This window comes from Flavobacterium sp. NG2 (genome assembly GCF_034119845.1).
Lineage (GTDB): Bacteria > Bacteroidota > Bacteroidia > Flavobacteriales > Flavobacteriaceae > Flavobacterium.
This window is the reverse complement of sequence record NZ_CP139420.1, coordinates 3,753,698-3,777,666: the sequence shown is the minus strand read 5'-3', so window position 1 is coordinate 3,777,666 and position 23,969 is coordinate 3,753,698. Positions and strand designations below refer to the sequence as shown.

The 23,969-nt window shown below is 33.2% G+C and carries 24 protein-coding genes and 1 pseudogene; 3 read left to right on the top strand and 22 right to left on the bottom strand.

Annotated elements, in window-relative coordinates; translation table 11 throughout:
* Nucleotides 1-268 precede the first annotated feature (268 nt).
* Together SLW70_RS15205 and SLW70_RS15200 are read left to right on the top strand one after the other, a co-directional pair.
* Nucleotides 269-1,291 (top strand): porin, encoded by a 1,023-nt coding sequence (locus tag SLW70_RS15205; protein WP_320889485.1) that lies wholly within the window; start codon nucleotides 269-271, stop codon nucleotides 1,289-1,291.
* 176 nt (nucleotides 1,292-1,467) lie between these two features.
* Nucleotides 1,468-2,817, top strand: coding sequence for a DEAD/DEAH box helicase (locus SLW70_RS15200; protein ID WP_320889483.1), 1,350 nt, complete (start codon nucleotides 1,468-1,470; stop codon nucleotides 2,815-2,817).
* Between the two features lie 259 nt (nucleotides 2,818-3,076).
* Here SLW70_RS15200 and SLW70_RS15195 read toward each other — a convergent pair whose 3' ends face one another.
* The 11 genes from SLW70_RS15195 to SLW70_RS15145 form a co-directional block, all read right to left on the bottom strand.
* Nucleotides 3,077-3,856 (bottom strand): ABC transporter ATP-binding protein, encoded by a 780-nt coding sequence (locus SLW70_RS15195; protein ID WP_320889481.1) that lies wholly within the window; start codon nucleotides 3,854-3,856, stop codon nucleotides 3,077-3,079.
* A gap of 712 nt (nucleotides 3,857-4,568) precedes the next feature.
* Entirely contained in the window at nucleotides 4,569-4,982 is a 414-nt protein-coding gene (locus tag SLW70_RS15190; RefSeq protein ID WP_320889480.1) for a GxxExxY protein, read from the bottom strand.
* A 278-nt stretch (nucleotides 4,983-5,260) separates the two neighbouring features.
* Nucleotides 5,261-6,292 carry an iron ABC transporter permease gene (locus tag SLW70_RS15185; protein WP_320889479.1) on the bottom strand — a complete coding sequence of 344 codons (1,032 nt, stop codon included), beginning with the start codon at nucleotides 6,290-6,292 and terminating at the stop codon, nucleotides 5,261-5,263.
* A gap of 1 nt (nucleotide 6,293) precedes the next feature.
* Complete coding sequence (locus SLW70_RS15180) at nucleotides 6,294-7,436, bottom strand: ABC transporter substrate-binding protein (protein WP_320889478.1); 1,143 nt, start codon at nucleotides 7,434-7,436, stop codon at nucleotides 6,294-6,296.
* Nucleotides 7,437-7,669: 233 nt separating this feature from the next.
* The gene (locus tag SLW70_RS15175; RefSeq protein WP_320889477.1) at nucleotides 7,670-8,935 is read right to left on the bottom strand and encodes a YaiO family outer membrane beta-barrel protein; all 1,266 of its coding nucleotides are present in this window, start codon (nucleotides 8,933-8,935) and stop codon (nucleotides 7,670-7,672) included.
* Between the two features lies 1 nt (nucleotide 8,936).
* The gene (locus SLW70_RS15170; protein ID WP_320889476.1) at nucleotides 8,937-11,360 is read right to left on the bottom strand and encodes a sulfatase-like hydrolase/transferase; all 2,424 of its coding nucleotides are present in this window, start codon (nucleotides 11,358-11,360) and stop codon (nucleotides 8,937-8,939) included.
* A gap of 27 nt (nucleotides 11,361-11,387) precedes the next feature.
* Nucleotides 11,388-12,818: a glycosyltransferase gene (locus SLW70_RS15165; RefSeq protein ID WP_320889475.1), complete on the bottom strand. Its 1,431-nt coding sequence runs from the start codon at nucleotides 12,816-12,818 to the stop codon at nucleotides 11,388-11,390.
* A gap of 2 nt (nucleotides 12,819-12,820) precedes the next feature.
* On the bottom strand, nucleotides 12,821-13,915 hold the full coding sequence (locus SLW70_RS15160; RefSeq protein ID WP_320889474.1) for a hypothetical protein: 1,095 nt from the start codon (nucleotides 13,913-13,915) through the stop codon (nucleotides 12,821-12,823).
* A gap of 18 nt (nucleotides 13,916-13,933) precedes the next feature.
* Entirely contained in the window at nucleotides 13,934-14,302 is a 369-nt protein-coding gene (locus SLW70_RS15155; protein WP_320889473.1) for a response regulator transcription factor, read from the bottom strand.
* A gap of 265 nt (nucleotides 14,303-14,567) precedes the next feature.
* Nucleotides 14,568-15,332: a TIGR02757 family protein gene (locus SLW70_RS15150; RefSeq protein ID WP_320889472.1), complete on the bottom strand. Its 765-nt coding sequence runs from the start codon at nucleotides 15,330-15,332 to the stop codon at nucleotides 14,568-14,570.
* 96 nt (nucleotides 15,333-15,428) lie between these two features.
* On the bottom strand, nucleotides 15,429-16,091 hold the full coding sequence (locus SLW70_RS15145; RefSeq protein WP_320889471.1) for an ABC transporter ATP-binding protein: 663 nt from the start codon (nucleotides 16,089-16,091) through the stop codon (nucleotides 15,429-15,431).
* A 153-nt stretch (nucleotides 16,092-16,244) separates the two neighbouring features.
* On the opposite strand from SLW70_RS15145, the gene msrA reads away from it, so the two are divergent.
* Nucleotides 16,245-16,793 (top strand): peptide-methionine (S)-S-oxide reductase MsrA, encoded by a 549-nt coding sequence (msrA, locus tag SLW70_RS15140; RefSeq protein ID WP_320889470.1) that lies wholly within the window; start codon nucleotides 16,245-16,247, stop codon nucleotides 16,791-16,793.
* Between the two features lie 10 nt (nucleotides 16,794-16,803).
* Here msrA and SLW70_RS15135 read toward each other — a convergent pair whose 3' ends face one another.
* The 11 genes and pseudogenes from SLW70_RS15135 to SLW70_RS15085 all read right to left on the bottom strand — a co-directional run bounded on the left by SLW70_RS15135 (nucleotide 16,804) and on the right by SLW70_RS15085 (nucleotide 23,916).
* Nucleotides 16,804-17,229, bottom strand: coding sequence for a DUF3995 domain-containing protein (locus SLW70_RS15135; RefSeq protein WP_320889469.1), 426 nt, complete (start codon nucleotides 17,227-17,229; stop codon nucleotides 16,804-16,806).
* A gap of 2 nt (nucleotides 17,230-17,231) precedes the next feature.
* Nucleotides 17,232-17,534 (bottom strand): DUF6787 family protein, encoded by a 303-nt coding sequence (locus SLW70_RS15130; protein ID WP_320889468.1) that lies wholly within the window; start codon nucleotides 17,532-17,534, stop codon nucleotides 17,232-17,234.
* Between the two features lie 30 nt (nucleotides 17,535-17,564).
* Nucleotides 17,565-17,996, bottom strand: coding sequence for a DUF6146 family protein (locus tag SLW70_RS15125; RefSeq protein WP_320889467.1), 432 nt, complete (start codon nucleotides 17,994-17,996; stop codon nucleotides 17,565-17,567).
* Between the two features lie 68 nt (nucleotides 17,997-18,064).
* Entirely contained in the window at nucleotides 18,065-18,841 is a 777-nt protein-coding gene (locus SLW70_RS15120; protein WP_320889466.1) for a CDP-alcohol phosphatidyltransferase family protein, read from the bottom strand.
* A gap of 63 nt (nucleotides 18,842-18,904) precedes the next feature.
* Nucleotides 18,905-19,924: a COX15/CtaA family protein gene (locus SLW70_RS15115; protein WP_320889465.1), complete on the bottom strand. Its 1,020-nt coding sequence runs from the start codon at nucleotides 19,922-19,924 to the stop codon at nucleotides 18,905-18,907.
* 103 nt (nucleotides 19,925-20,027) lie between these two features.
* On the bottom strand, nucleotides 20,028-21,449 hold the full coding sequence (locus SLW70_RS15110) for a CCA tRNA nucleotidyltransferase (protein WP_320889464.1): 1,422 nt from the start codon (nucleotides 21,447-21,449) through the stop codon (nucleotides 20,028-20,030).
* A 56-nt stretch (nucleotides 21,450-21,505) separates the two neighbouring features.
* The gene (locus tag SLW70_RS15105; RefSeq protein WP_320889463.1) at nucleotides 21,506-21,880 is read right to left on the bottom strand and encodes a GxxExxY protein; all 375 of its coding nucleotides are present in this window, start codon (nucleotides 21,878-21,880) and stop codon (nucleotides 21,506-21,508) included.
* A gap of 112 nt (nucleotides 21,881-21,992) precedes the next feature.
* Nucleotides 21,993-22,121, bottom strand: a pseudogene (locus tag SLW70_RS15100) (translation factor Sua5); the annotation flags it as partial.
* Nucleotides 22,108-22,260, bottom strand: coding sequence for a GxxExxY protein (locus SLW70_RS15095; RefSeq protein ID WP_320891814.1), 153 nt, complete (start codon nucleotides 22,258-22,260; stop codon nucleotides 22,108-22,110). The gene SLW70_RS15095 and the pseudogene SLW70_RS15100, both read right to left, overlap by 14 nt.
* A gap of 112 nt (nucleotides 22,261-22,372) precedes the next feature.
* Nucleotides 22,373-22,939, bottom strand: a complete 567-nt coding sequence (locus tag SLW70_RS15090) for an L-threonylcarbamoyladenylate synthase (protein WP_320889462.1) — start codon at nucleotides 22,937-22,939, stop codon at nucleotides 22,373-22,375.
* 512 nt (nucleotides 22,940-23,451) lie between these two features.
* On the bottom strand, nucleotides 23,452-23,916 hold the full coding sequence (locus SLW70_RS15085) for a YdeI/OmpD-associated family protein (protein WP_320889461.1): 465 nt from the start codon (nucleotides 23,914-23,916) through the stop codon (nucleotides 23,452-23,454).
* Nucleotides 23,917-23,969 lie beyond the last annotated feature (53 nt).

Sequence of the window (23,969 nt, the reverse complement as noted above, 5' to 3'; positions counted from 1 at the left end):
TTTTGCAGTTATTTATATGTATTTTCCATTTTTTATTATTTCCTATTCCTAAATTAATAATTCGTTCCAATTTAAAACGAAAAGCCGTTTTAGAATTGTTTTAGTTAAATATTACTTAATATATTCGCTTCAGAAAAATAAAGAAATGAAGATTATTTGTGGTTTTTGAAACAAATTAAAAATTAGAAGTCTTAAATCTTCTAAAAGTTGAAAAGAAGATAAAATACAGAGAAGCTTTATTAATTATTAAACCAAAACAAAATTAAACATGAAGAAAGTAATTATTATTTTAGCTTTAGCGCTAACAGGGAACATGGCATTTGCTCAAGACACACCATTAGAAATTTCTGGATCTGCCGATCTTTATTACAAGTATGACTTTGCTAAAGGTGAAAACATTCCAACGAGTTTTGCAACAGATCATAATTCAGTTTCTTTAGGAATGATTGACATTGCTTTAAAGAAAACTACAGGAAAAGCATCTTTCGTTGGTGAAGTATCTTTTGGACCAAGAGGACAATTTCAATCTATTCCTAATTCTGATAATTCATATGATGAAGGGAACGGATTTAATTCATTCCATATTCAAAATTTGTATGCTACTTATGCAGCAACAGATAAATTAAGCTTCACTGCAGGTTATATGGGAACATTTGTAGGGTATGAAGTAATTTCGCCTTTGGCTAACTTCCATTATTCTACATCTTATTTATTTACTAACGGACCATTCCAAAATGCAGGGGTAAAAGCGAACTATGCTTTCTCTGATAAAGTAGGTTTAATGGTAGGTATGTTTAATGACCAATGGAACTCATACAAAGCAGACCCAATTAAAGGATTAAATGCTTTTGGTGCTCAATTATCATTAGCTCCAGCAGAAGGTGTAAGTGCTTACATTAACTTTATGGATGGTTCAGAAAGTGGGACAATTATTGACTTAACAGCATCTTTCCAATTATCTGAAAAATTCTCTTTAGGATTAAACACTGCTGATTTTACAAATGGAACTAAAGTTGGTTATACAGGAGTAGCTTTATATCCAGCGGTTGCGGTAAGTGATAACTTTGGTTTAGGTTTACGTGGTGAATACTTTAAGTTTAAAGAAAATTCTGGTGACGCATCAGTAACTGCTTTAACTTTATCAGCTAACTTAAAAGCTGGAGCATTAACAATCATTCCAGAATTTAGATTAGATAATGGTTCTGAAGATATGTTTAAAAAATCAGGAAGTGTAGTTAACGATACTAAATCAGCTTCACAATTTGCTGTAGGTGTGGTTTACGGATTCTAAATCTATGATTATTTAAAAGGTAGGTAACTATCTATTACATATAAAAATATTTTTTTTTACTGTCAAGACTTTCTTTTAAAGAGGTCTTGACAGTTTTTTTTTGTCTAAACTTTAATGTAGAAAAAAGGGCTAAGGTTCATAATTTTAAAAAAACTACCTTTGCACAAATTATAAAAATGAATCCAAAACACCTTTCCCAAAATATACTCAAGAATCTAGGAATTGAGAACTTAAACGAAATGCAAGAAGTGGCCCAAGATGCTATTTTGCATGATAATAATATTTTATTGTTATCTCCTACAGGTTCTGGAAAAACATTGGCTTTTTTGCTCCCTGTTTTAGAATTATTAAATCCTGAATTTTTATCAGTTCAATGTTTAATTTTAGTTCCTTCTCGTGAGTTAGGACTTCAAATTGAACAGGTTTGGAAAAAAATGGGTACTGATTACAAAATAAATGTTTGTTACGGTGGGCACTCGATTGATACTGAAATAAAAAATTTGAGTAATCCTCCGGCAGTTTTAATAGGAACACCAGGAAGAATTGCAGATCATATTGAAAGAGGTACTTTTCGATTGGATAAAATTCAGACGTTGGTTTTAGACGAATTTGATAAATCGTTACAATTAGGCTTCCATGAACAAATGTCTTTTATCATTGGGAAATTACCAAAATTGAACAAACGTGTCTTGGTATCTGCAACATCGGATATTGAGATTCCAAAATATACTCGAGTGATTAATCCAACAATTTTGGATTTTATTCCTGAAGAGGACGAAGCGGCAAGCAATCTTTCGATGAAAATGGTGGTCTCCAAAGACAAAGACAAACTAAATAGTTTGTTTCATTTGATTTGTTCGTTAAAATCAGAAGCGGCAATTGTTTTTTGTAACCATCGTGATGCGGCAGAACGTATTAGTGATACGCTAAACGAAAAAGGAATTTACGCGACCTACTACCACGGAGGAATGGATCAAGACGAAAGAGAGCGTGCTTTGATTCAGTTTCGTAATGGAAGTATGAGTTATTTAATCACAACAGATTTGGCCGCTCGTGGACTAGATATTCCTGAGATGAATCATGTGATTCACTATCATTTACCATCAAAAGCGGATGAGTTTACCCATAGAAATGGGCGCACAGCACGTATGTTAGCTTCTGGAACAGCGTATCTAGTTGTGAATGACAGTGAGAAAAAAATGGATTATATCGATTATTCGATTCCTGTTTTGAATGTTGAAGCCCCTAAAAGTCTACCTAAACCACCACAATATCAAACGATTTACATCAGTGGAGGGAAGAAAAATAAATTGAATAAAATTGATATCGTAGGTTTCTTTTCTCAAAAAGGAAAATTAGAGAAAGGCGATTTAGGATTGATTGAAGTCAAAGATTTTATTTCTTTTGCGGCAGTGAAATTCAATAAAGTTAAAGATTTATTACACGCCATCAAGGACGAAAAGATGAAAGGCAAAAAATTTAAAATCGAAGTAGCTAGAAAGGTAATTAAGAAAGTAGAAGAATAGTTTTTAGATTTGACAACTTTTTAAAAGTTTTAAAATCTTGGTAAAAGCCCCGAATTCACGAATTACAGTTGTTATTCGTGAATTCGGGGCTTTTATTTTGTAGTTGTTTAAATCTGTTTTCTAAAAATAATTATGAAAAACACTAGTCGTTTATAGCCCTGATCGCAGCGGCATCCTCTTGTGAAGTGATAGCGAAACAAGAGATACAGCGAAGAGCAGGACGACTCGTTAATGTAAAATCAAAAAGTTGTGCTCCTAATTAAGTAATGATAAATTTCCCTTTTTCGGAATCAAAACGGATGTGGTCGTCTTTGAAAATGGTGTCAAAACTCCCTTTGGAAATAAAATTGCAAGGACTATCTTGAACCACATTTTCGGGTGTTATGATAATCATTTCGTCGCTTAATTGAATCGCCATATCAATGTCGTGAGTTGAAAATAAGATGCATTTTTGTGTCTCCTGACTCAGTTTTTTTAGCAGTTTAAAAAGGGCTACTTTGTGCAATAAATCCAAATGGGTGGTGGGTTCATCCAAAATAATGAAAGGCGTGTCTTGTGCCAAAGCCCTTGCTACCAGTACTTTTTGTAGTTGTCCATCACTGATTTCGTAATGTTTTTTGGTTGCTAAATGACTAATTTGTGTCAGTTGCATGGCTTGGTTGACCTGTTCAATATCAGTTTCGGTGAGTTTTCCAATCCAGTTGGTATAAGGTTGTCTTCCAAGTGCAATGAGTTCAAAAACGGTCAGGTTGCTAGGAGGAAGTTTTTCGGTCAAAACCACACTTAGGTTTTGAGCCAATTCGAGTGGTGCGTATTTCTCTATGTTTTTATCCTTTAAATAAACACTGCCCGATAATGGTTTTTGAATTCCGGTTAGCGTTCGCAATAATGTCGATTTCCCTATTCCGTTAGCACCAATTAGCGCTATGAGTTTAGCAGATTGCAAGTTGAGGTTCAGGTTCTGGGCAATGACTGTGGGAGCTCCTTTGGAAGTGTAGCCAATGCTGAGGTTTGTGGTGGAAAGGATGGTATTGCTCATCGTTGTATAGATTTTTTAAAACACATAGGGACATAGTTTTTATAGGCTTTGTGTTGAGACGCTTTGCTTAGGATAGTTTACATAGCTTTTCTTAATTTTTTAAAACACATAGGGACATAGTTTTTATAGGCTTTATGTTGAGACGCTTTGCTTAGGATAGATTACATAGCTTTTCTTAATTTTTTAAAACACATAGGGACATAGTTTTTATAGGCTTTATGTTGAGACGCTTTGCTTAGGATAGATTACATAGCTTTTCTTAATTTTTTAAAACACATAGGGACATAGTTTTTATAGGCTTTATGTTGAGACGCTTTGCTTAGGATAGATTACATAGCTTTTCTTAATTTTTTAAAACACATAGGGACATAGTTTTTATAGGCTTTATGTTGAGACGCTTTGCTTAGGATAGTTTACATAGCTTTTCTTAATTTTTTAAAACACATAGGGACATAGTTTTTATAGGCTTTGTGTTGAGACGCTTTGCTTAGGATAGTTTACATAGCTTTTCTTAATTTTTTAAAACACATAGGGACATAGTTTTTATAGGCTTTGTGTCGAGACGCTTTGCTTAGGATAGATTACATAGCTTTTGTTAATTTTTTAAACACATAGGGACATAGTTTTTATAGGCTTTGTGTTGAGACGCTTTGCTTAGGATAGATTACATAGGATATGGGGATTTTAATTGATTGCTTTTAGTTATAAAAGATTATTTTTCAGGTAGCTGTTTGAAATAATTATTGACAATTGTCTTTTGTCCTTCTTTGAAAATATTAGAGCAATTAAAGTTAATGATAATTCCTTTTGGCGCTTTTAAAAGATTCATATAAGTTTGAAGTTGTGCTTCAAAGATAGGATTTAATTGTAAAACCGATTTTAATTCTACAACCAGACAATCTTCAATTAACATATCACATCTAAAGTCAATTTCTAATTCTTTGTCCTTATAGATTAAAGGAACTTTCATTTCGGATTTAAAGTTTATTTTTTGTCGATTTAGTTCTTCTTTTAAACAAAGATGATATACATTTTCAAGAAGACCTCTCCCCATTGTTTTATGTACTTCGATAGCACATCCAATAACCTTATATGTCAAATCATCTAGGTATTTCTGAGTTATCATGTGTGTTTTTTTAAGGGTTAAAATGATGATTGCAACTTTCTATGAAAAACGAGTTTTTACTATGTCTATCTTAATAAGCACAGAAATCTATGATTCTATGTGTTTTAAAAAAAATACGTTTGTCTATGTTTAAAATAGTTTTCAACTTTCTATGAAAAACGAGTTTTTACTATGTCTATCTTAATAAGTACAGTAAACTATGATTCTATGTGTTTATTTTTTTGTTTTAAAAAAAAGAATCATAATAAATTTATTAAAAAATATTAATTCAATGCATATTAATTCCCCAACTTCCTTTTTCGAACCAGCAACCAGATCACAATAGGCGCTCCAAAAAGAGATGTTACTGCGTTAATCGGTAAAGTAATTTCGTAGCCTGGCATTTGTGAAATAACATCACACAACAACATAATACTAGCGCCTATTAATAGCGTACTCCAATACAATGTACTGTGATTACTAGTGTGAAACAAAAGCTTTGCAATATGTGGAACAGCTAGTCCAATAAAAGCAATAGGACCTGCATAGGCGGTGATGCTTCCTGCTAAAATACTGGTAGCAAGTATGATAATTAAACGTGTTTTTTTGAAATTTAGTCCAAGGCTTTTAGCATAATTTTCACCTAATAATAAGGCGTTTAATGGTTTTACGCTGTACAAACTCAATGCTAAGCCTGTAGCAACACAACCACTAAGAATTGTTATGGAAGTCCATGATAAATTCCCTAAACTTCCCATGGACCAAAAAACGAATTTTTGCAATTGATCTGCCGAACTAAAATACGTAAGTGTACTGACAATAGCATTGGTAAAACTTCCAAACATAAGACCTACAATAAGGATTGCCATCGTGTCTCGCATGCGATGGGATACTACTAATACGGCTATCAATACCAATGTGCTCCCTATGGTTGAAGCAATAACAATTCCATAAGGTGAAGTTAAAAGAGCCCCTAAAAAAGGCGGTAATAGTCCTGCACCCAAAATAACAAAAGCAACTCCTAAACTGGCACCTGAACTCAATCCTAAAACATAAGGTCCTGCTAACGGATTTCGAAAAAGTGTTTGCATCAACAACCCACTGATAGAAAGTCCCATTCCAACAAGGATGGCTGTTATCGCTTTTGGTAACCTATAATTGATGATGATGTATTCCCAAGTGGATTTACTGGCTTGACCACCTGTCAGGCTGTCGTAAATTTCGTTAAACGGAATAGTTATTGACCCCAAACTGATGTTCGTAAAAAACAAAGTTAAGAATCCTAAACTAAGTAAGGAGAAGGTGAAAATATTGCGTTGTTGTTGCTTCAATTTAGTTTAGTTTTTGGGCAAAGGTAAAAGTATAATTTGGAACAAGCTCAGGATGAAAGATTTTGATATAATCTTTTAAGACCAAATCAGGTCGGCTTGGCGCTAGTTCATAATAAATAGTTCCTCCTGTGGGACCAATTTTGCCTTCAAATGTATAGATTTCTTTATTCTGGAAAGCTGTAAATTGACTGTAATGAGGGTTGGCTTTTTCTAGTTCAGATAAGTTTTTGAAAGAACCAGTTGCAATCCAATATTGGGCGTTTTTACCTTTTTCAAGTACGGTTTCAAAAGAAAGTCCTAAACTTCCTGTCCCTTCGGTATCTGCCCATAAATAATTGGCTTTGGCATCCTTAATAAATTGAGAAACCCAACTATTTCCTTTAGCTACAAACCATTGGTCCTGGTACATTGAACCGTATAAAACAGTTTTTTGTTGTTGGGGTGTGTTAACTAAAGCTGAGGCTTTGTTGTAGTCTTTCACAATTTCATCAAAAAGGTTTTTGGCTTCTTTTTCTTTGCCAAATAAAGCACCATATAATTTAATCCATTCGGCTTTTCCTAGTGGGGATTGTTCCATCCAGTCTGCTTGAATGAAAACTTTTAAACCACTTTTTTCCAAATTAGCAATCATCGGATTGCTGTTGTCCATGCTAAAAGTAACGATTAATTCGGGAGCTAAATCAATCAACTGCTCCATATTTAGTTTTTCATTTTGACCTACATTTTTAATGAATCCATTATCAATTAAAGCTCTGGTTTTTTCAGACGAAATATAGTCGGTATGAGGAAAACCAACTAGTTTGTTTTCGACTCCTAACATTTCTAGATAGGGGATTATAGTTGTTGAGGTTACCACAATTGATTGTAAAGGAACAGAAACTACTGGGTATTTTTGCAAACTATCTGGCAGTATTGCGTTTTTTTCTTGAAGGACGTAAGTCAAATCCTTGTTAGCATTTGGCCAAGGCTGAATTATTTTAACGATTGAATAGCCCTCTTGTTTGTAAATTGCTAAACTTGAGGCGTGTTCAATGCTGTTACCTGCTAATTCTTTGGTGTTTTTGTTTGAAACTTCGGCTTTTTTACAGTTAATAATGGTAAGAAATAAGAAGGTAAAAATGATTTTATAAAGTGCCGTTTTCATTGTTTTTGATTCGATTTTGGAAACAAAGGTAGGAGAAATTATAAAAAAGACCACTTTATTTTTGACTTGCTTACTTCTTTTATTGCTATTAATTATTTGTAATTATGACGACCAATAAAAAATTAAGAATCATAGATCAGAATGATTCTTAATTTTACTGTTCAAATAGTGATGTACTTGTTTGTTGTGATTTCATTTGAAATCAGGTATTTCGAAAAATTACAGACTACATTTTATTTAAATTTCAAATCCCAAGAAAGTGTAAAGGAATAAATCCAGAAATAATTTCCTGGGTCAAAACTGATTTCTTGATGTGTGATGTCAAATTGTGCCCCCCAGGCATTTCGGTTTTGGTTGGTGGTAAAAAAGTAGCTTAGATTGAATCGTTGAGATTGTAAGTTGATGATAGTGTTTTCGTTTCCATCCACTTTAAATTGATAGATTTCAGGTGAAAATCCCATACTGAACGCTAAACTTAAATAATTATCAGCATTAGATCGATATTTTCGGTAGTTGAGTATTCCAGAGGTACTTAATCCACCATCCCCTGGTGTTAGGTAGGGGCGAATAGACCAATAATCATTGCCTGTGTACCAACCAATAGATCCTGTGTAAATAGTTGTTGTAGTGCTAAATTGTAAGGCTCTGAAACCTGCTGATACTTCAAAACTATAAGGTAAGGATTGATGTAATTCCAAACCATAGCGAAAGTCTGGAAATAAAAAAGAATTCGCTACTCCAAAGTTGACATAAGCGTATAATCCTTTGGCTATTTTAGGATACATATCGACTTCAAATTGGGTTCCATTTTCTTTAAATCGACGGTTGAAATTTACTTTTGCAATCACACTTCCGTACTGGGTAATACGACTTAATTTTAAGGTGTGGAATTGCATAGGGTCAAAAACCTCCGAATACACATCAACGGCCGACCTTAAACCGACACTATTGGTACGTAATGATTGATTAAGGCTGTTTTTATATTCTTGTGCTTTGGTATCGTCTGGATTTTTTTCTAAAATAGAATTGACAATCTTTAAGGCTTCAAGTGGATTATTGGTGTTTTCTTTTGCAGAAGCACTCAAAAGTAAAATTTCAGAATCATCAGGGAAAATCTGGAGTGCTTTTTTAGACATTTCCATAGCGTCATAATACGAATCACTCCATAATTCGTTCTTGATAGCTGCAACCCAATTGGCTTTGTTTTTTGGGTCATCATTTATCACAAAAGCAAATTCTTTACGAGCCTTTTTATAGTCACCATCCCAAGAATAAGTGGTCGCTAAAAAAGTTCGGATGTCACTGTAATTAGGGTATTTAGTTAGAATATTTACTAAAGTGTCCTGAGCTTGTTTTCGTTGGTCGTTGAAAGCTAATTTACGAGCAGTTTCAAACGAACTATCTGGGTCACCATTATACGCAGTTTGTTGTGCGCTTAATTGAGCTACAGTTGTAAAACAAAGGAGGATGAATATTTTGGTTATCGATTTTAAAATCATTTTACAAAGCGTTTTTAATTTTTATAAATTCTTTGTTTCCGGGATGCTTTTTTAGAATACTATCAATTGTAGCGTTGGCCATTTTTATATTGTTTGTTCTTTTGTAGGCTTGGGCTAATTTTATACCTAGTTCAGGATTTTCTACTTTATTTTTCAATCCTTTTTTTGCGATTGAAATTCCTTTAGCATCTTGGCTTGACCACCAGTATAAGTCCATTAAAGCAATATAACTATCATTGTAGAACGGTGTTCTTTTAACTACTTCAAGTAATTCTGATTCGGCCTTTTTGTAATCTTTATCCCAAGCGAGTGTACGTCCTTTTAGCGTTCGTACATCTGCATAATTAGGGAATTCATTTAAGATGTAATTACAAAGTAAACGAGCTTTTTGTCTATCATTATTAAAAGCAAAATCACGTGCTAGGAAAAATGTTTCGTCATAAGTTAGCCCTTTAGTCAATTTTTTTATCGTTGCTAAATCTTCTTTTGAAAACTGAAAAGCCGGTTTGGTATAAATGTTAATTGAATTTGGAATAATTTTATTCTTCTGAGTCAAATAAGCATTTAGCTTCTTAGATTCGGTTAAAGTATCTTCGATAATTTTCATCATTTCAGAATCTTTGATTTTTGAAAGCGTAAAATTCTCGTCAATCTTGAATAAATTCCCATCTGAGTATAAATAGTCTTTGTATATCAATTCATTAATACTTCCTTTATTTTGCATAATAGGAATAGTGTGTATGTTTCTGAATTTCTTAACCGTGTCTAATCCAGTACTCATCCAAGTTGTTTTCTCCATTTTGTTCATTTTGTAATTATTCATTAAAAATGAAATCAAACTAGGAGCAATGTCCCAATGTGAAGAAACGGATTTGAAAGTTTGTGTTTTTTTCAACAACGGACTGTACATATATAAAGGCACATGAAAACGGCACAATTTATCTTTTTGAGCAATAGGAATTAAACGATGATCTCCTGTGATTACAAAGATGGTATTTTTATATTCGGGTCTTTTTTTATAGGATTCAATAAAATTTTTAATTGAATGATCGGTGTATAATAAACAGGCAAAAATATCTTTATAAGTGGCTACCTCAGATTTTGAAACTGCTAAGGTTTTGTTCGTATTCATGATACTATCTACCTTTTTTAGATATTCTTTTTTGGCAGGAAAATCAAACGGCTCGTGATTGGTCAGCGTCATGATGATGTCCAATCTCGGGGCTTTTTTTCCATCTAATTCGGATAGTGTTTTTTTGAAAATTTCTCCATCAGGATACCCCCAACTAAATCCACCTGAATTTTCTTTGGTTTTTTCGTAGCCAGGACCAAATTTATTAATATCAATTACATTGTCTATTCCGTTGTATTCAAGAAAATTAATTTTTCGGTCAAAACTGGATTCGTCACCACAATAAAAAGAAGTAGTGTACTCATTGGCTTTTAAAATACTAACCAAAGAGATATGTGACGGTAATGGATTCATTTCTAAAAAACCTTTTTCGCCATAAGGGAGTGAGCCTAAAATAGAAGGTAGGGCGCCAAAAGTTCGTCCTGCATTACTAACGAAGTTTTCCCAATACAAAGATTTTGGAATTAAAGAATCTAGATAAGGTGTAAATCCACGATATTCATTTTTCCCTATGAATTCATTTCCTAGACCTTCAACAATAATCATCACAATATTTGGTTTTTCTTCTTTTATTTCGAAAAAAGGAGACAAAACATCGGGAGTTTCATTAAATGATTTTACTAACGGATATTCTTTTTTATACGTTAAATTATCGGCATTAAATGCATTTTTATCCGTTTGAAAACGAATGATATCCGAAGTGAAATAGGCTAATTTGTTTTGGTAATTGGAATCTGAAAACTCTGAAACAATTGTTTTAAAACCAAAACTTACTAATGCTAAACTTCCAAAAGTGATATAAAGTTGCTTGGTTGTTATACTTGTTGAAATCGCTTTGTGTATTCCCAAATAAAGGATTGGAAATACAATAAACGGAATGAAATAGACAATTGATAATGACTCTGATGCAGTTACAGTGGTGAACATATCATCAATCGAATATCCTAAAAAATCTGCCCCAAGATTGACTAATGTAGTCAAGTGGTATTTAGTTAGTGCAAATTGTCCGATTACAATTAATGAAAAAAACACTTTGACTACAATAGAGTCCCAAGGTTTTTTTGCAAATCCTAAAACTAAATAGAGAGGGTAAAATAGTAACGAGATAACCAATCCTGTCCAAATATCATTTAATAACTTGTATAGGATAGTGATTATCGTATTATCAAGTTGGATGCCATTAATTGTTTTGGAAACAATTTCGAAAAGGCTTATTAACCAAAAAGTTAGAATTAATGAAAGACTTAGGTAAAGGTAAGAGAAACTATTTTTTAGTTGGTCTTTAATTTTCATGCTTTTACTATTAAAATTTTTGGCAATTTAGTTATTTGTCATCCCTTTTCGGGTCATTTCGCCCCATTTTATTTTTTTGTTGAAATAATAATCAAAATTCCCCTTGACAGCTGCATACAAAATAAATGGATGATTTATAAATGGTTCTAGAAAAGCTGTTTTAATGAGTTGATAACCAATTCCTTTTTTCTTGTATTGATGATAAGTTAACTCTTCGGTTATGATTGTAATAATAGAAAAAAGTACTGTAAATAAGTAGGCTAATGTGATGAAAGCTAGTGCGTAATCCCATTTAACATTTTTATTCATTATCAAAAACAGGAAGTAAAACAAACCTGCAACTTCAATAATGGGGGCTATTCGTTCATAAATTAACCAATACGGATAACTAATAGTTCCTAAAGAGTTATATTTAGGATTGAATCCAATTTTTTTGTGTTTTTTTAAAGTTTCTATTGTTCCACGAGTCCATCTGTTTCTTTGAGAAATGAAAATTTTGTAACTATCTGGAGCTTCTGTCCAACAAAGTGGATCAGGAATATAAGCTACACGGTATTTTACTTTTTGTTCTTCCATATGTCTTCTCATCCTTACGATGATTTCCATATCTTCACCAACCGTTTTAGTGTCATATCCACCTACTTCGATAGCTGTTTTTTTGTCAAATAGACCAAAGGCTCCTGAGATTACTAATAAACCATTTAGTTTACTCCACGCCATTCTACCTAATAAAAAAGCTCTTAGGTATTCTAAAATTTGACCTCTAACAATTTTATTTTTAGGTAGGTTGACATCGATTAATTTTCCGTCTTTGATTTCACAAGAATTAGCAATTCGAATTACACCACCAGCAGCAATAACTTTTTCATCTGTTGATTCTAGGAATGGTTTAATCATTTTTTGCAATGCTTCCTCTAATAGTAAGCAATCCACATCAATACAAGCTACATATTTGTTTGTGCTAATGTTTAAGCCTGTATTTAAAGCATCTGCTTTTCCACCGTTTACTTTATCAACTACAATCAATTTTTCAAAAGCAGGATTGGTTGATTTAAAGATGCCTTCGCGCAAGGGTTTAGTAGGGATTTGTTGGTTGATTGAATAATCTACTTTTACTAAATCATAGGCTTTGATTAGTTTTTCAAGACTATCATCTTTACTTCCATCATTTACAATAATAACATCATAATTTACATAATGATTAGAGAGTAACGAGCGTACGTTTTCTACGATATTCAGAGTTTCATTATACGCAGGAGCTATAATGGAAATTGAAGGTGAAATAGAAGAGGATAATATTTCTTTATAATTCACAAAGCTGTTTTTCTTCATATAATTCACTGTTTCAAATCCAGAGATTATAGCTAGAATGATATACGATAGAATTGCAGAAAAAGCAAAACTATAAAAGATAAATTCTAAAACAGAAGTAATTAATTCGGGTATATTTAGATACATAATTAACTGGCTTTAGTAAGATTTGTGTTTTCTGAAGTGGTTTTGTTTCTGTCTATTTGTATGGTATTACATCCAACAAATTCAATGATATTATTTACTGAAGCTCTAATATCGAAGTTCTCATGAAGTAAAAACTCCATTACAAATGGTATATCAGCAGTTGTACACATTTTCTCAGACATTTTGAAGAAAGCGATTTGTTCCTCCAGTGTTCTTTCTGTTATGTCTTTTTTCAATAATTCAAAAGCTTCTAATATTCCTAGATGATCAACAACCTCAATAGCTTGTATTCTAATATCTAGATTAGGATGTTTAAAAAGTTCCAGAATTTCATCTTTTGTCTCAAATTGATTAAAGATTCTAGCCAATTTTATAGCAAAAGAAATAACAGAAGGATTGTTAGATTTTAACCAAACTGAAATGTCAGGGATTTTTTGGTTATCCGCTTTTTGTAAAATTTCTAATAATTGGATTTGGTCCCATTCAGACAATTGATTCTCTAATACATTAAGAAAATCTAATCCATCAAAACAGAATAATTTAACTAAATATTTTTGAATTTCATTTCGAACTTCTTTTTTGGGATGGTTTACTAGCAATTTGATATCATCGTGTACTTCTTTGATTTCAAACTGAGAAAGTTCTTTGATGGCTCTTGCAACTACATCCCATTTTTTATGCTTTAGTTTAGTTACTGCTTGCTCCATTAATCCAGTTTGGTAATATAAATTTTGGATGGCATCTGCAGTTTCACCTGAAATTTCATTTCTTAATTTCAATAAAGTATGAATAATGATTTTTCTTTTTAATCCACTGATGGTGCATTTTTTTAAATATTTAATAATTTGCTGTTGTTGAGGACTAATTTCATTTAGGTCATTACCAGCATACAAATATTCAATTAAATCAGACTCGTATTTTTTTTGATACGTGGCTTCTATCCTTTCTTTAGTTCTTAATTTTGCTCTTAAATATGATAAGTAGGTGATTAAAAGCATGATTGTAACCATAAATCCAGCACTCAAAATCCAAGATAATTGAATTAAGGTAGGGGCGTGATGGAAGTATTCTACGAAATAGTGATACAATTTTGCCATAATAGTGATACTAAAAGGTTAACGTAAAAGTCTTTTTGTTCTAATAATCAATTCATTAGGACTGAAAGGCTTGCTCATGAAATCGGTAGCGCCAAGGTTAAATGCATTTAGAACCATTTCTTCTTGACCAGCTGAAGAAAAAACAACAATAGGAGTTGATAAATCTAATTTGTTTCTAACGTGGCTAATGACTTCTAAACCGCTAACAAACGGCATCATAATGTCTGTAAGAATCATGTCTGGTTGATGCTCTTCGATTAAATCGATTGCTTCTTTTCCGTTAACAGCAATTAATAGATTATAACCTTCTTTTTCTAATTTGAACTTTAGTAATAATGAAAGTATCGAGTTGTCCTCTGCTAAAACAATTTTTTTTGTAGTATTCATTATAGGTTAAATATTAAATTAAGATTTGGGGCTTTTGGGTGAATCAAATATAATACAAATCTTTTTAATAGCATCGATAAAGTGTATAAAAATATCGATAAAGTGCATATTTTACCTATTTTGTAAAAAAATTATTTCAAAATCCTCAAAGTTTATAGCAAACAGTCTGTCTTTGGCGATAATCCATGAAGATATTATACGAAGAAAAGAAAATGTATTTATGATTTAGTTTTGGATTTGACCTAAGGTTTTAAGCAGTAGCGAATTAAAATCCTTCAAAAACTCCTAAACCAAATAAAGCAAAATCATATTTAGCAGGGTCAATAGCGTCTAGTTCACGAAGTTTTATATCCAATTCAGTTAATGCTTTGGCGTCATTTTGCTTCCTTGATAGTAAGCCTAATTTACGAGCCACATTACCTGAATGAACATCTAAGGGACAAGAAAGGGCAGCAGGTGATATAGTTTTCCAAATCCCTAAGTCTACGCCTTTGTTGTCTTGACGACACATCCACCTGAGGTACATGTTAATCCTCTTGGCCGCTGAATTATTTAATGGATCTGAAATGTGTTTTTCAGTTCGAGTCAAATGAGGTATTTCAAAAAAGGTTTTTTTAAATTCAGAGATGCTTTTTTGCATCGAATGCGGTTCTTGGTATTGGCTAAAGACAGCTTCGAGGCCACTATGATTTTTATAAATGTTTTGAAGGCTTTGTATAAAGAAAGTGAAATCAAGACTATTGAACGTTCTATGAACAAATGATTCGAGTCGCTCTAAGTCAGAATCCGTATGGGACATCACAAAATCATAGGGCGTATTGCCCATCAAATCCATCATCCTGTGACTGTTTTTGATAATCATCGTCCGATTACCCCAAGCGATAGTTGCGCTCAAAAAACCAGCAATTTCAATATCTTCTTTCTGCGAAAACAAATGAGGGATTTGCACAGGATCACTTTCGATAAAATCAAGAGTGTTGTATTGAATTACTTTTTCGTCAAGAAAATCTTTGAGTTCGGATTGTGTCATGTTTATGGAGGTTCTAAGGTTCTTAGATAGTAAGATTCTAATTTTTAAGAAGGTATACTTGCCTTAGTACCTCAGAATCTTAGCAACTTAGTTTCTTTAAGAGCTTATTTGTCCATCTACCATTACTAATTTTCTATCCGCCATATTGGCAAGCTCTTCATTATGAGTAACAATTACAAAGGTCTGCCCAAATTCGTCACGTAGTTTAAAAAATAATTGGTGTAAATTTTCGGCCGAATGGGTATCTAAATTCCCTGAAGGTTCATCAGCAAAAATAATTGCAGGTTTATTGATTAAGGCTCTAGCTACTGCCACACGCTGTTGCTCACCGCCCGAAAGTTCGTTAGGTTTATGATTGATTCTATGTGATAAGCCTAGATATTCTAATAGTCGTTTGGCTTCCGTTTCGGTTTCTTTTTTTGGTTTGTTAGCGATATAGGCAGGAATACATACATTTTCCAAAGCGGTAAACTCAGGTAGTAATTGATGAAATTGAAAAATAAAGCCTAAATTCAAATTACGAAACTTTGATAAGCTTTTATCATTCATCGATAAGATGTTCTCGCCGTTAATATTAAGTTGGACATCGCTTTTTGTAGAAGGATGATCTAATGTTCCTAGAATCTGTAAAAGTGTTGTTTTTCCAGCTCCCGAAGCCCCAACAATGGAAACAATTTCGCCTTTTTGTATGTGCAAATCGACTCCTTTTAAAACATGAAGTTGATCGTAGTATTTATGTAAATTTTTTGCCTGAATCATTTGAACGAATTTCAGCAAAGAAACAAAGAATTTAATAATTTGCCGAAAGAATTGAGAAGACTATTTGTAAATTTTCGTTAAAACAAAAGAGTCATTTCCTTTGAATAGCTTAAATTTGGTAAGAAGTCAAAATTTGGTTAAAAATTAAAAAGGATGAGTTATACGAATCAAACGGAAATTGCAATTATTGCAGGAGGTTGTTTTTGGTGTACAGAAGCTGTTTTTTTAGAGTTGAAAGGGGTAGTAAAAGTCGCTCCAGGTTATATTGGAGGAGTGTCTCCAAATCCTACTTATAAAGAAATTTGTACGGGACAAACTGGACATGCCGAAGCAATACAGATTGAATTTGATCCTAAGTTAATTTCCTATGCTGAACTTTTAGAAGTTTTCTTTGCCACTCATGACCCTACAACATTGAATCGTCAAGGGAATGATGTGGGAACACAATACCGCAGCGAGATTTTTTATACTAATGAAAATCAAAAAAAAATAGCACAAGATTTTATTGAATGGCTTAATCGGGAGGAGGTTTTTCCAAACTCAATTGTGACCAAAATTTCGGAAGCTTCTAAGTTTTATGTTGCTGAAGATTACCATCATAATTATTATAATAGTAACAAAGAACAAGGATATTGCTCCTTCATTATTAGTCCAAAAATTGAAAAGGTAAAAAAAGTTTTTAAAGACAAATTAAAAGAGTAGATGGTAGTACCTATAAATTCAAATTAAGAATAAAAGTCAACAAAGCTATTAATAAACAAAGTGGAGAATAATATTTGGTGTCGTTGATGCCAAATCTTGTTTCTTTGTGTTTTTTAAAAAAACCGATGTAATTAAATTCGCCAATAGCTCTTAAGACGAATAATCCTGTAATTAATTTTAAACCGTAGGTGTTAAGGAATTCAGGCAGTTCTAATGGATATATTTTTACTCTTATTAAATAAAAAAGACTAATAGTAAATAATGCAATACCAACAATAATCGTGGGTACTGCTCCAGGGACTTTAGGGTTTGTATCGTTTGGCTGTGTTGGAAAAACGGCTCCAATACCCCATTTTCCACCTAAAACCCAATAAAAATGTATTCCTGAAAGAAATAGAAAAAGTGTAAATAAAATGATTGCTAAGGTTATTGTCATTTTTAGGGTTTAAATAAGAATCCTAATCCCATTTTTATCAACATTTTTTTTTCGAATGCCCAAAAGAATTTTAATTGTCCAAAAAGGAATCCTATTAGTACTAATAAAACTTGATATAAAGGGAAAATTAATATAAGTCTAATGGGAGTGTAGATTAATCCTAAGTCGCTTTTATATATTCCCATCCAATCACAGACTATAGTCGATAACCAAGCTGAAGTGGAGCCAGTAATAGCAAAAACGATAAATATAATACTGAGTTGAAAGTTCGTTTTTATTCCCCAGCGCTCTTTTAATTTTTTCATTTTATTTCAATCCATACAAATATAAGAACATTATCTTAGAGGGACATTACCATAAAGTTTTTGTTTATAAGTATTTTGGAAATAAATCATGTAATTATAAATCAAGTAATTGACTTCGTATCCATAATTAATATGGGGGTCGTAGTCTATTGTCATTTCATAAAGTCTTGAATTATAGCGTTGTGGTTGCATGACACGATTGTTCCATTCAGTAATGTAAAATAGATTTTTGTTTTCTAAATATGCTTGTGTATGATATCCTCTTGGGAATGCTCTACTGTTAAGCCAAGTATTGAATCCAGGATCAATAATGATGACTTCATATTCTAGCTCCTCATTGGCAATACGAATGGTGTCACTTGGACTAGCGGTTGTGTTTTTATTTTTGACTAATGCTTTACTGCTAGTACAACTGATTATTACAATTATAAATAGGATAAAAAGTAAATTCCACTTTTTCATTTTATGAATTTTATTTAAAATTACAAAATAGATAGTAGATTTAGTGGGGATTTAACATAAAAAAAAGATTATATAGTGTTGATATATAGTCTTCTGATGCTAATTAGTATAAAGATAAAAAGAGAATAGATAATAAAAAAAGGAACAATAATTTCAATCCATTCTACAGCTAACATGATGGCTATAATTAATAATTGAAACCCTAATCCATATATCGAAACAAAAGTCATAAACCAGTTGGGAAAGGTTTTTACTTTGTATGCGTTTGGGTCTAAACTATGAATGATTTGGTCGAATTTTCCATAAACAATCGTGTAAATAAAAAACAGAATATTTACAGATTTTTGGTTTTCACCAGGGAGCGCTTTTGGGGTTTTATATTCAAATATTTTACTGGTTGCATCCCCGCCAACAGATTTGTTTCTTAGAATGACATAATAGTAATTGTATAATGTCCCTTGTAGTTGAATACAGATAAATGCAATGATAGTAAATATAAATGAAGTTTGAGAAACATAACAAATCGCTGACAATAGTAATAAATTAAGAATAATATCAAATATACTATCTAGATAACGACCAGTATAAGAAGGTGTGTTTTTTACGCGTGCGAGTTCACCATCGGCAGCATCAATTATAGATTTCAAAATAATGAAAAAACCAGCCCAATAGTAGTGATTTTGAAGAATGCAGTATATAGCTATCAATCCCGAAACTCCAAAGAGTAGGGTTACATCAATAGGAGTGAAGCGCGTGTTTTTTAAAGTATTAGCGAGCCATCTCCCAAAAGGTCTTCCGTAATCTGATAAATCAATAAATTGGTCTTGTGAGGCGAGTTTTGACATTTTTGTTGGTAAACAAAGAAATGTGACAATATAGTCAGTAATAAAGATACAAAAAAAAACAGGCTATTTAGAAAGCCTGTGTAATGTATAAGTCATGGTTGCTAGTAAGAAAAACGCATTGATTTGATGCGCTAATCCTAACCAAAGAGGTACTGAAAGCAATAGTGTAAAAACGCCTAAAATAAATTGTACCAAAACTAAAATCATCAGCAAATTAATACCATTAGATTGCTCTTGTTCCGTTATTGTTGTTTTGCTTTTAAAAAATAACACTCCAATCAAGAATACAACAAGATAAGCTAAGGAGCGATGTACAAATTGAACGCCACTTTTTCCTTCGGTCAAATTGAGTAGTAGTGATTTTTGTTCAATAAAAACACTATCGTGAATAAATTGTCCGTCACTCATCATTGGCCAATGGTTGTGAATCAAGCCCGCATTAAGACCAGCGACAAAACCTCCGTAAACAATTTGGATTAATAAAAAAACAAGTGCGTAACGCGCAATTTTTTGCAAATTAACATTGGGTTGTTTACGTGAAGGGTAAATTAAATCCAAAGCAACCCAAAGCGTATAGGCAAAGGTGATAAAAGCAAAAGTAAGGTGTAAAGCCAGTCTAAAATGACTGACATCAGGATTGTCAATCAAGCCACTTTTAACCATGAACCAACCCAAAAATCCTTGAAATCCACCCATGAAAAGCAGTATGAAACATTTCTTGATGGTGGCACGGTCTAATTTCTTTTTGATTAAAAAATAGACAAAAGGAACTATAAATACCAGTCCTATGATTCGACCAATGAAACGGTGAAACCATTCCCAGAAATAAATGAATTTGTAGTCCGAAAGTTGGAAATCGTTGTGAATGTTGATTTTTTGGTATTCTGGGAATTTTTTATACTCCTCAAAGGCCGCTTGCCATTTTTCCTCTGTTAAAGGCGGAAAAGTATCGGTAACCAAATGCCAATCGGTCATGGATAAACCTGAGTTTGTCAATCGGGTGATTCCACCCACAGTTACCATCAAAAATAATAGGAAGCATCCTGTAAGCAACCAGTAGATAACGGATTTGTTTTGTGTCATTTTTTATAGTTTCTAAGATTCTGAGTTTTAAAGAGACTAAGAACCTAAAGTTTATTGTATTTTTAATAGTTCATCTAATTAGCTTGATTTCTCAGTGCCTTAGCTACTTAGCTGCTTTCTTCAATCCTAATTTCTCTGCTCTTTTCAAAACAAAGGCATAAGCCGCTTCGTACTCATTTGGAATTTCACCTTCCAATATAGCTTCTTTTACTGCTTCTTTTAGGACACCAATTTCTCTCGAAGGTTTCAAGTCAAAAATTTCCATGATTTGTTCTCCAGTGATAGGCGGTTGGAAGTTTCGAATTGAGTCTTTCTCTTCAACTTCGACAATTTTTTGACGAACAATCACAAAATTGTTGTGGTATTTCTTGAATTTGTTCGGGTTTTTAGTAGTGATATCGGCCTCACAAAGGGTCATCAAGTCTTCCACATCTTCGCCTGCATCAAATACCAAACGCCTCACCGCTGAATCCGTAACAATATCCTGAGAAAGAACAATAGGACGCGAACTCATCATGACCATTTTTTGAACAAATTTCATTTTTTGGTTCAATGGCATATGTAAGCGTTCAAATATCTTTTTGACCATCTTTCCGCCCAAAAACTCGTGTCCGTGAAAGGTCCAACCTTGCTTTTTGTTGAATTTTTTAGTGGGAGCTTTGCCAATATCGTGTAACAAAGCCGCCCAACGCAACCATACATCATCCGTATTTGGACAAATATTATCGACTACTTCCAGCGTGTGGTAAAAGTTGTTTTTATGCGTTTGACCTTCAATTTCTTCTACATTATTCAAAGCCGTTAATTCGGGTAAAATAAGGTCTAAAAGTCCGGTTTGGTACAATAATAAAAAACCTACTGAAGGTTTGTCGGTCGAAAGGATTTTGTTCAATTCGTCTACAATGCGTTCACCAGAGATGATGCTAATGCGGTCTTTGTTTTTTGAAATCGCCTCCAAAGATTCGGATTCAATTTCAAATCCCAATTGGGTAGCAAACCGAATCGCACGCATCATTCGTAATGGGTCATCAGAATAAGTAATATCAGGGTTTAAAGGGGTTTTGATGGTTTTGGATTCCAAAGCCGCCACACCTTCAAACGGATCAACCAAATCGCCATAATTACTTTCGTTCAACGAAAAAGCCAAGGCATTAATTGTAAAATCGCGACGTTCTTGGTCATCTTGCAATGTGCCAATTTCTACTTTTGGGTTTCTGCTTTCAGTTTGGTAGCTTTCTTTACGCGCGCCCACAAATTCGATATCCGTGTCTTTGTAGCGCAACATCGCTGTTCCGTAGTTTTTAAAAACCTGAACTTTCGGTTTGTTGGCTAATAATTCGGATACTTTTAAAGCCAAATCGATACCGCTACCCACGGCAACAATATCAATGTCTTTTTTGGATGGACGTGTTAATAAATAATCCCGAACAAAACCACCAATAACGTAGCTTTCCACACCAAGTTCTTGACTTGCTTGTGCAATGATTTTAAAAATGGGGTTTTCTAATGCTTTTATATAATTCATTCTGTTTTACCGCTAATTGCTTTATAAATTTTTGAGGCTTATGCTGATTAAGTTGTTTACTTTACAATACGTTTATACTCAAGTGAAATAGAATTAAAATTTGCTAGTATAGCTAATCTATTATTAGATACTTTGAGATAATTCAAACATTGTGAATAGTGCTTTGGGTGAAGATTCTCACTTGATTTTATTTCTAAAATAATCTTGTCAAATAATACAAAATCAGCATAAAACTTATGATTTAAAACTACAGTTTTATAATTTACAGAGTATTCTTTTTCTCTTTCATATGGAATTTTATTCTGTTGCAATTCGTATTCTATAGCATCTTTATATACAATTTCAGAAAAACCACCACCTAAATTTCGATGTACATCAAATAAAATACCCATTATCTGAAAACTTTCTTCTTTATAAAGTACTTCACTCATAGTTTTTTCTTTTTTTAGCCACGAATTCACGAATTATTTTTAATAAATTGAACTTACTTTCGACTAATAATTCGTGAATTCGGGGCTATTAAAATTTATTAGTGGTTAAAAACTACTTTCTAATCACCTTCACCTGTGCATCATTCGTCAACTTGATAATGGTCGAGGGTTTGCCTGAAATTTTATCGTGGTGCAAATTTACAACATAGTCCACACCCTTAACAATTTCAGGGTTGATTTTCTAATAGTTTTGAATAGTAGGTTAAATCTATATTATCTTCATATATAATTTCAGAAAAGCCACCACCTAAATTTCGATGCACATCAAATAAAATTCCAATTATCTGAAAACTTTCCTCTTTATAAAGTACTTCACTCATAGTTTTTTCTTTTTTTAGCCACGAATTCACGAATTACTTTTAATAAATTGAACTTACTTTCGACTAATAATTCGTGAATTCGTGGCTATTAAAATTTATTAGTGGTTAAAAACTACTTTCTAATCACCTTCACCTGTGCATCATTTGTCAATTTGATAATGGTCGAGGGTTTTCCTGAAATTTTATCGTGGTGCAAATTTACAACATAGTCCACTCCCTTAACAATTTCAGGGCTGATTTCCTTAAAACTTTTAGGAGTAGGTTGGCCCGAAATATTTGCAGAGGTAGAAACCAATGGTTTTTTCATTCGCTCCATCAATTTAAAACAAAAAGGTTCTTTGACTAGTCTTATTCCCAGTGTGTTATCGGTTGCAATAATATTAGGCGCTACATTTCGTGGATTGTCCAAAATCAAAGTCGTTGGGTTTTCGGATAAATCCATTATTTGCCAAGCCACTTCAGGAATGTCTTTAAATACATTGTAAAGCATTTTTTCGCCATTCATCAGGCAAATCATACTTTGGGTTTCAGCTCTTTGTTTCAGCTTGTAAATCTTCGCAATCGCTTCAGGATTGGTCGCATCACAACCAATTCCCCAAACCGTATCGGTAGGATACAAAATGATACCTCCTTCTTTAATTACCTCAAAAGCGTTGTGTATTTCTTGATTGATGTCCATGATTGAATTTTAAAGTTGCAAAGATAAGCAATAAGGATTTAGGATTAAAGAGTAAGGATTTATGATTTCATATTTTTAGAACCTAAAAACAAAAAAAATACATTTGTACACTTTACTAAAATCAAAAAGTCATTCTCCAAAATCATAACTCTTTTTTGGGCATTCCCCGCCTACAACTCTTGAGGTTTGAAGAAGCAGTTTTTGGGGCGGGTCGGGCTGTCCGCACTCGCTTTATTGTTCCATTACCATTTTTACTCCAATTAGCGTTACGGGTGTCACAATAAGAGCTCAAACAATTGCTCCCATCCCTAATGCGGGTTCCGTGGATTGGAGAACGATTCGTTTTTAATTGCACGCTTTCTGCCCCTGATAAAAGCGGCAGCCCCGACTGAAAAATACTATTTTTTACGGGAGGGACAGAGCGACCAAAGGAAGCTCCTGTACCGACCTAGTAAAAAAAGTATTTTGAAGGAGGGCTACAGCGGATAGCAGGATAAGGCACAAAAAAAAAATTAAGGCCTCGATTTGATGTTTTTAGAACATAAATCGATAATGGCGTTAATACGACTTTGTCGGGTTGCTTCGCGTTTGGCTTGGTTGAGCCAGTACAAATAGCTTTTGCGGTAGGAGGGAGCAAAGGCGAGGTAGTGCGTGTAGGCCAACTTATTTTGATCAAAGGCTTGTTGTAAATCTTCGGGAAGGCTGAGTGATTCCACGCTATCTAGAGATTCCCAAGAGCCGTTGTCTTTGGCAATTTGTATGGTGGTATAACCACTTTCATGTAGCAATCCTTCTTTGTCGAGTTTTTCGATATAGGTTTTGTTGAGTTTACTCCAAACGCTTTTGGCTTTGCGGGGACCAAAACGTTGTTTACGTTTTTCATCATCAATTTTTCGTACCGTTGAGTCAATCCAACCAAAACAAAGGGCAACCTGAACGGCCTCTTCCCAGCGCATACTCTCCTGAATGCTACCCACCTTGTAGAAAATGAGATCAATACCTGTGCAATTAGCGTGGTTAATCTCTAGCC

Coding starts and splice junctions, on each gene's coding strand:
- SLW70_RS15130 (WP_320889468.1), bottom strand. CDS start 17,534: ATGAAAAAATTAAAAGAGCGCTGGGGAATAAAAACGAACTTTCAACTC.
- SLW70_RS15180 (WP_320889478.1), bottom strand. CDS start 7,436: ATGAAAACGGCACTTTATAAAATCATTTTTACCTTCTTATTTCTTACC.
- SLW70_RS15160 (WP_320889474.1), bottom strand. CDS start 13,915: ATGGCAAAATTGTATCACTATTTCGTAGAATACTTCCATCACGCCCCT.
- SLW70_RS15095 (WP_320891814.1), bottom strand. CDS start 22,260: ATGAGTGAAGTACTTTATAAAGAGGAAAGTTTTCAGATAATTGGAATT.
- SLW70_RS15200 (WP_320889483.1), top strand. CDS start 1,468: ATGAATCCAAAACACCTTTCCCAAAATATACTCAAGAATCTAGGAATT.
- SLW70_RS15205 (WP_320889485.1), top strand. CDS start 269: ATGAAGAAAGTAATTATTATTTTAGCTTTAGCGCTAACAGGGAACATG.
- SLW70_RS15135 (WP_320889469.1), bottom strand. CDS start 17,229: ATGACAATAACCTTAGCAATCATTTTATTTACACTTTTTCTATTTCTT.
- SLW70_RS15195 (WP_320889481.1), bottom strand. CDS start 3,856: ATGAGCAATACCATCCTTTCCACCACAAACCTCAGCATTGGCTACACT.
- SLW70_RS15110 (WP_320889464.1), bottom strand. CDS start 21,449: ATGAATTATATAAAAGCATTAGAAAACCCCATTTTTAAAATCATTGCA.
- SLW70_RS15145 (WP_320889471.1), bottom strand. CDS start 16,091: ATGATTCAGGCAAAAAATTTACATAAATACTACGATCAACTTCATGTT.
- SLW70_RS15170 (WP_320889476.1), bottom strand. CDS start 11,360: ATGAAAATTAAAGACCAACTAAAAAATAGTTTCTCTTACCTTTACCTA.
- msrA (WP_320889470.1), top strand. CDS start 16,245: ATGAGTTATACGAATCAAACGGAAATTGCAATTATTGCAGGAGGTTGT.
- SLW70_RS15115 (WP_320889465.1), bottom strand. CDS start 19,924: ATGACACAAAACAAATCCGTTATCTACTGGTTGCTTACAGGATGCTTC.
- SLW70_RS15150 (WP_320889472.1), bottom strand. CDS start 15,332: ATGACACAATCCGAACTCAAAGATTTTCTTGACGAAAAAGTAATTCAA.
- SLW70_RS15105 (WP_320889463.1), bottom strand. CDS start 21,880: ATGAGTGAAGTACTTTATAAAGAAGAAAGTTTTCAGATAATGGGTATT.
- SLW70_RS15125 (WP_320889467.1), bottom strand. CDS start 17,996: ATGAAAAAGTGGAATTTACTTTTTATCCTATTTATAATTGTAATAATC.
- SLW70_RS15090 (WP_320889462.1), bottom strand. CDS start 22,939: ATGGACATCAATCAAGAAATACACAACGCTTTTGAGGTAATTAAAGAA.
- SLW70_RS15165 (WP_320889475.1), bottom strand. CDS start 12,818: ATGTATCTAAATATACCCGAATTAATTACTTCTGTTTTAGAATTTATC.
- SLW70_RS15155 (WP_320889473.1), bottom strand. CDS start 14,302: ATGAATACTACAAAAAAAATTGTTTTAGCAGAGGACAACTCGATACTT.
- SLW70_RS15175 (WP_320889477.1), bottom strand. CDS start 8,935: ATGATTTTAAAATCGATAACCAAAATATTCATCCTCCTTTGTTTTACA.
- SLW70_RS15120 (WP_320889466.1), bottom strand. CDS start 18,841: ATGTCAAAACTCGCCTCACAAGACCAATTTATTGATTTATCAGATTAC.
- SLW70_RS15190 (WP_320889480.1), bottom strand. CDS start 4,982: ATGATAACTCAGAAATACCTAGATGATTTGACATATAAGGTTATTGGA.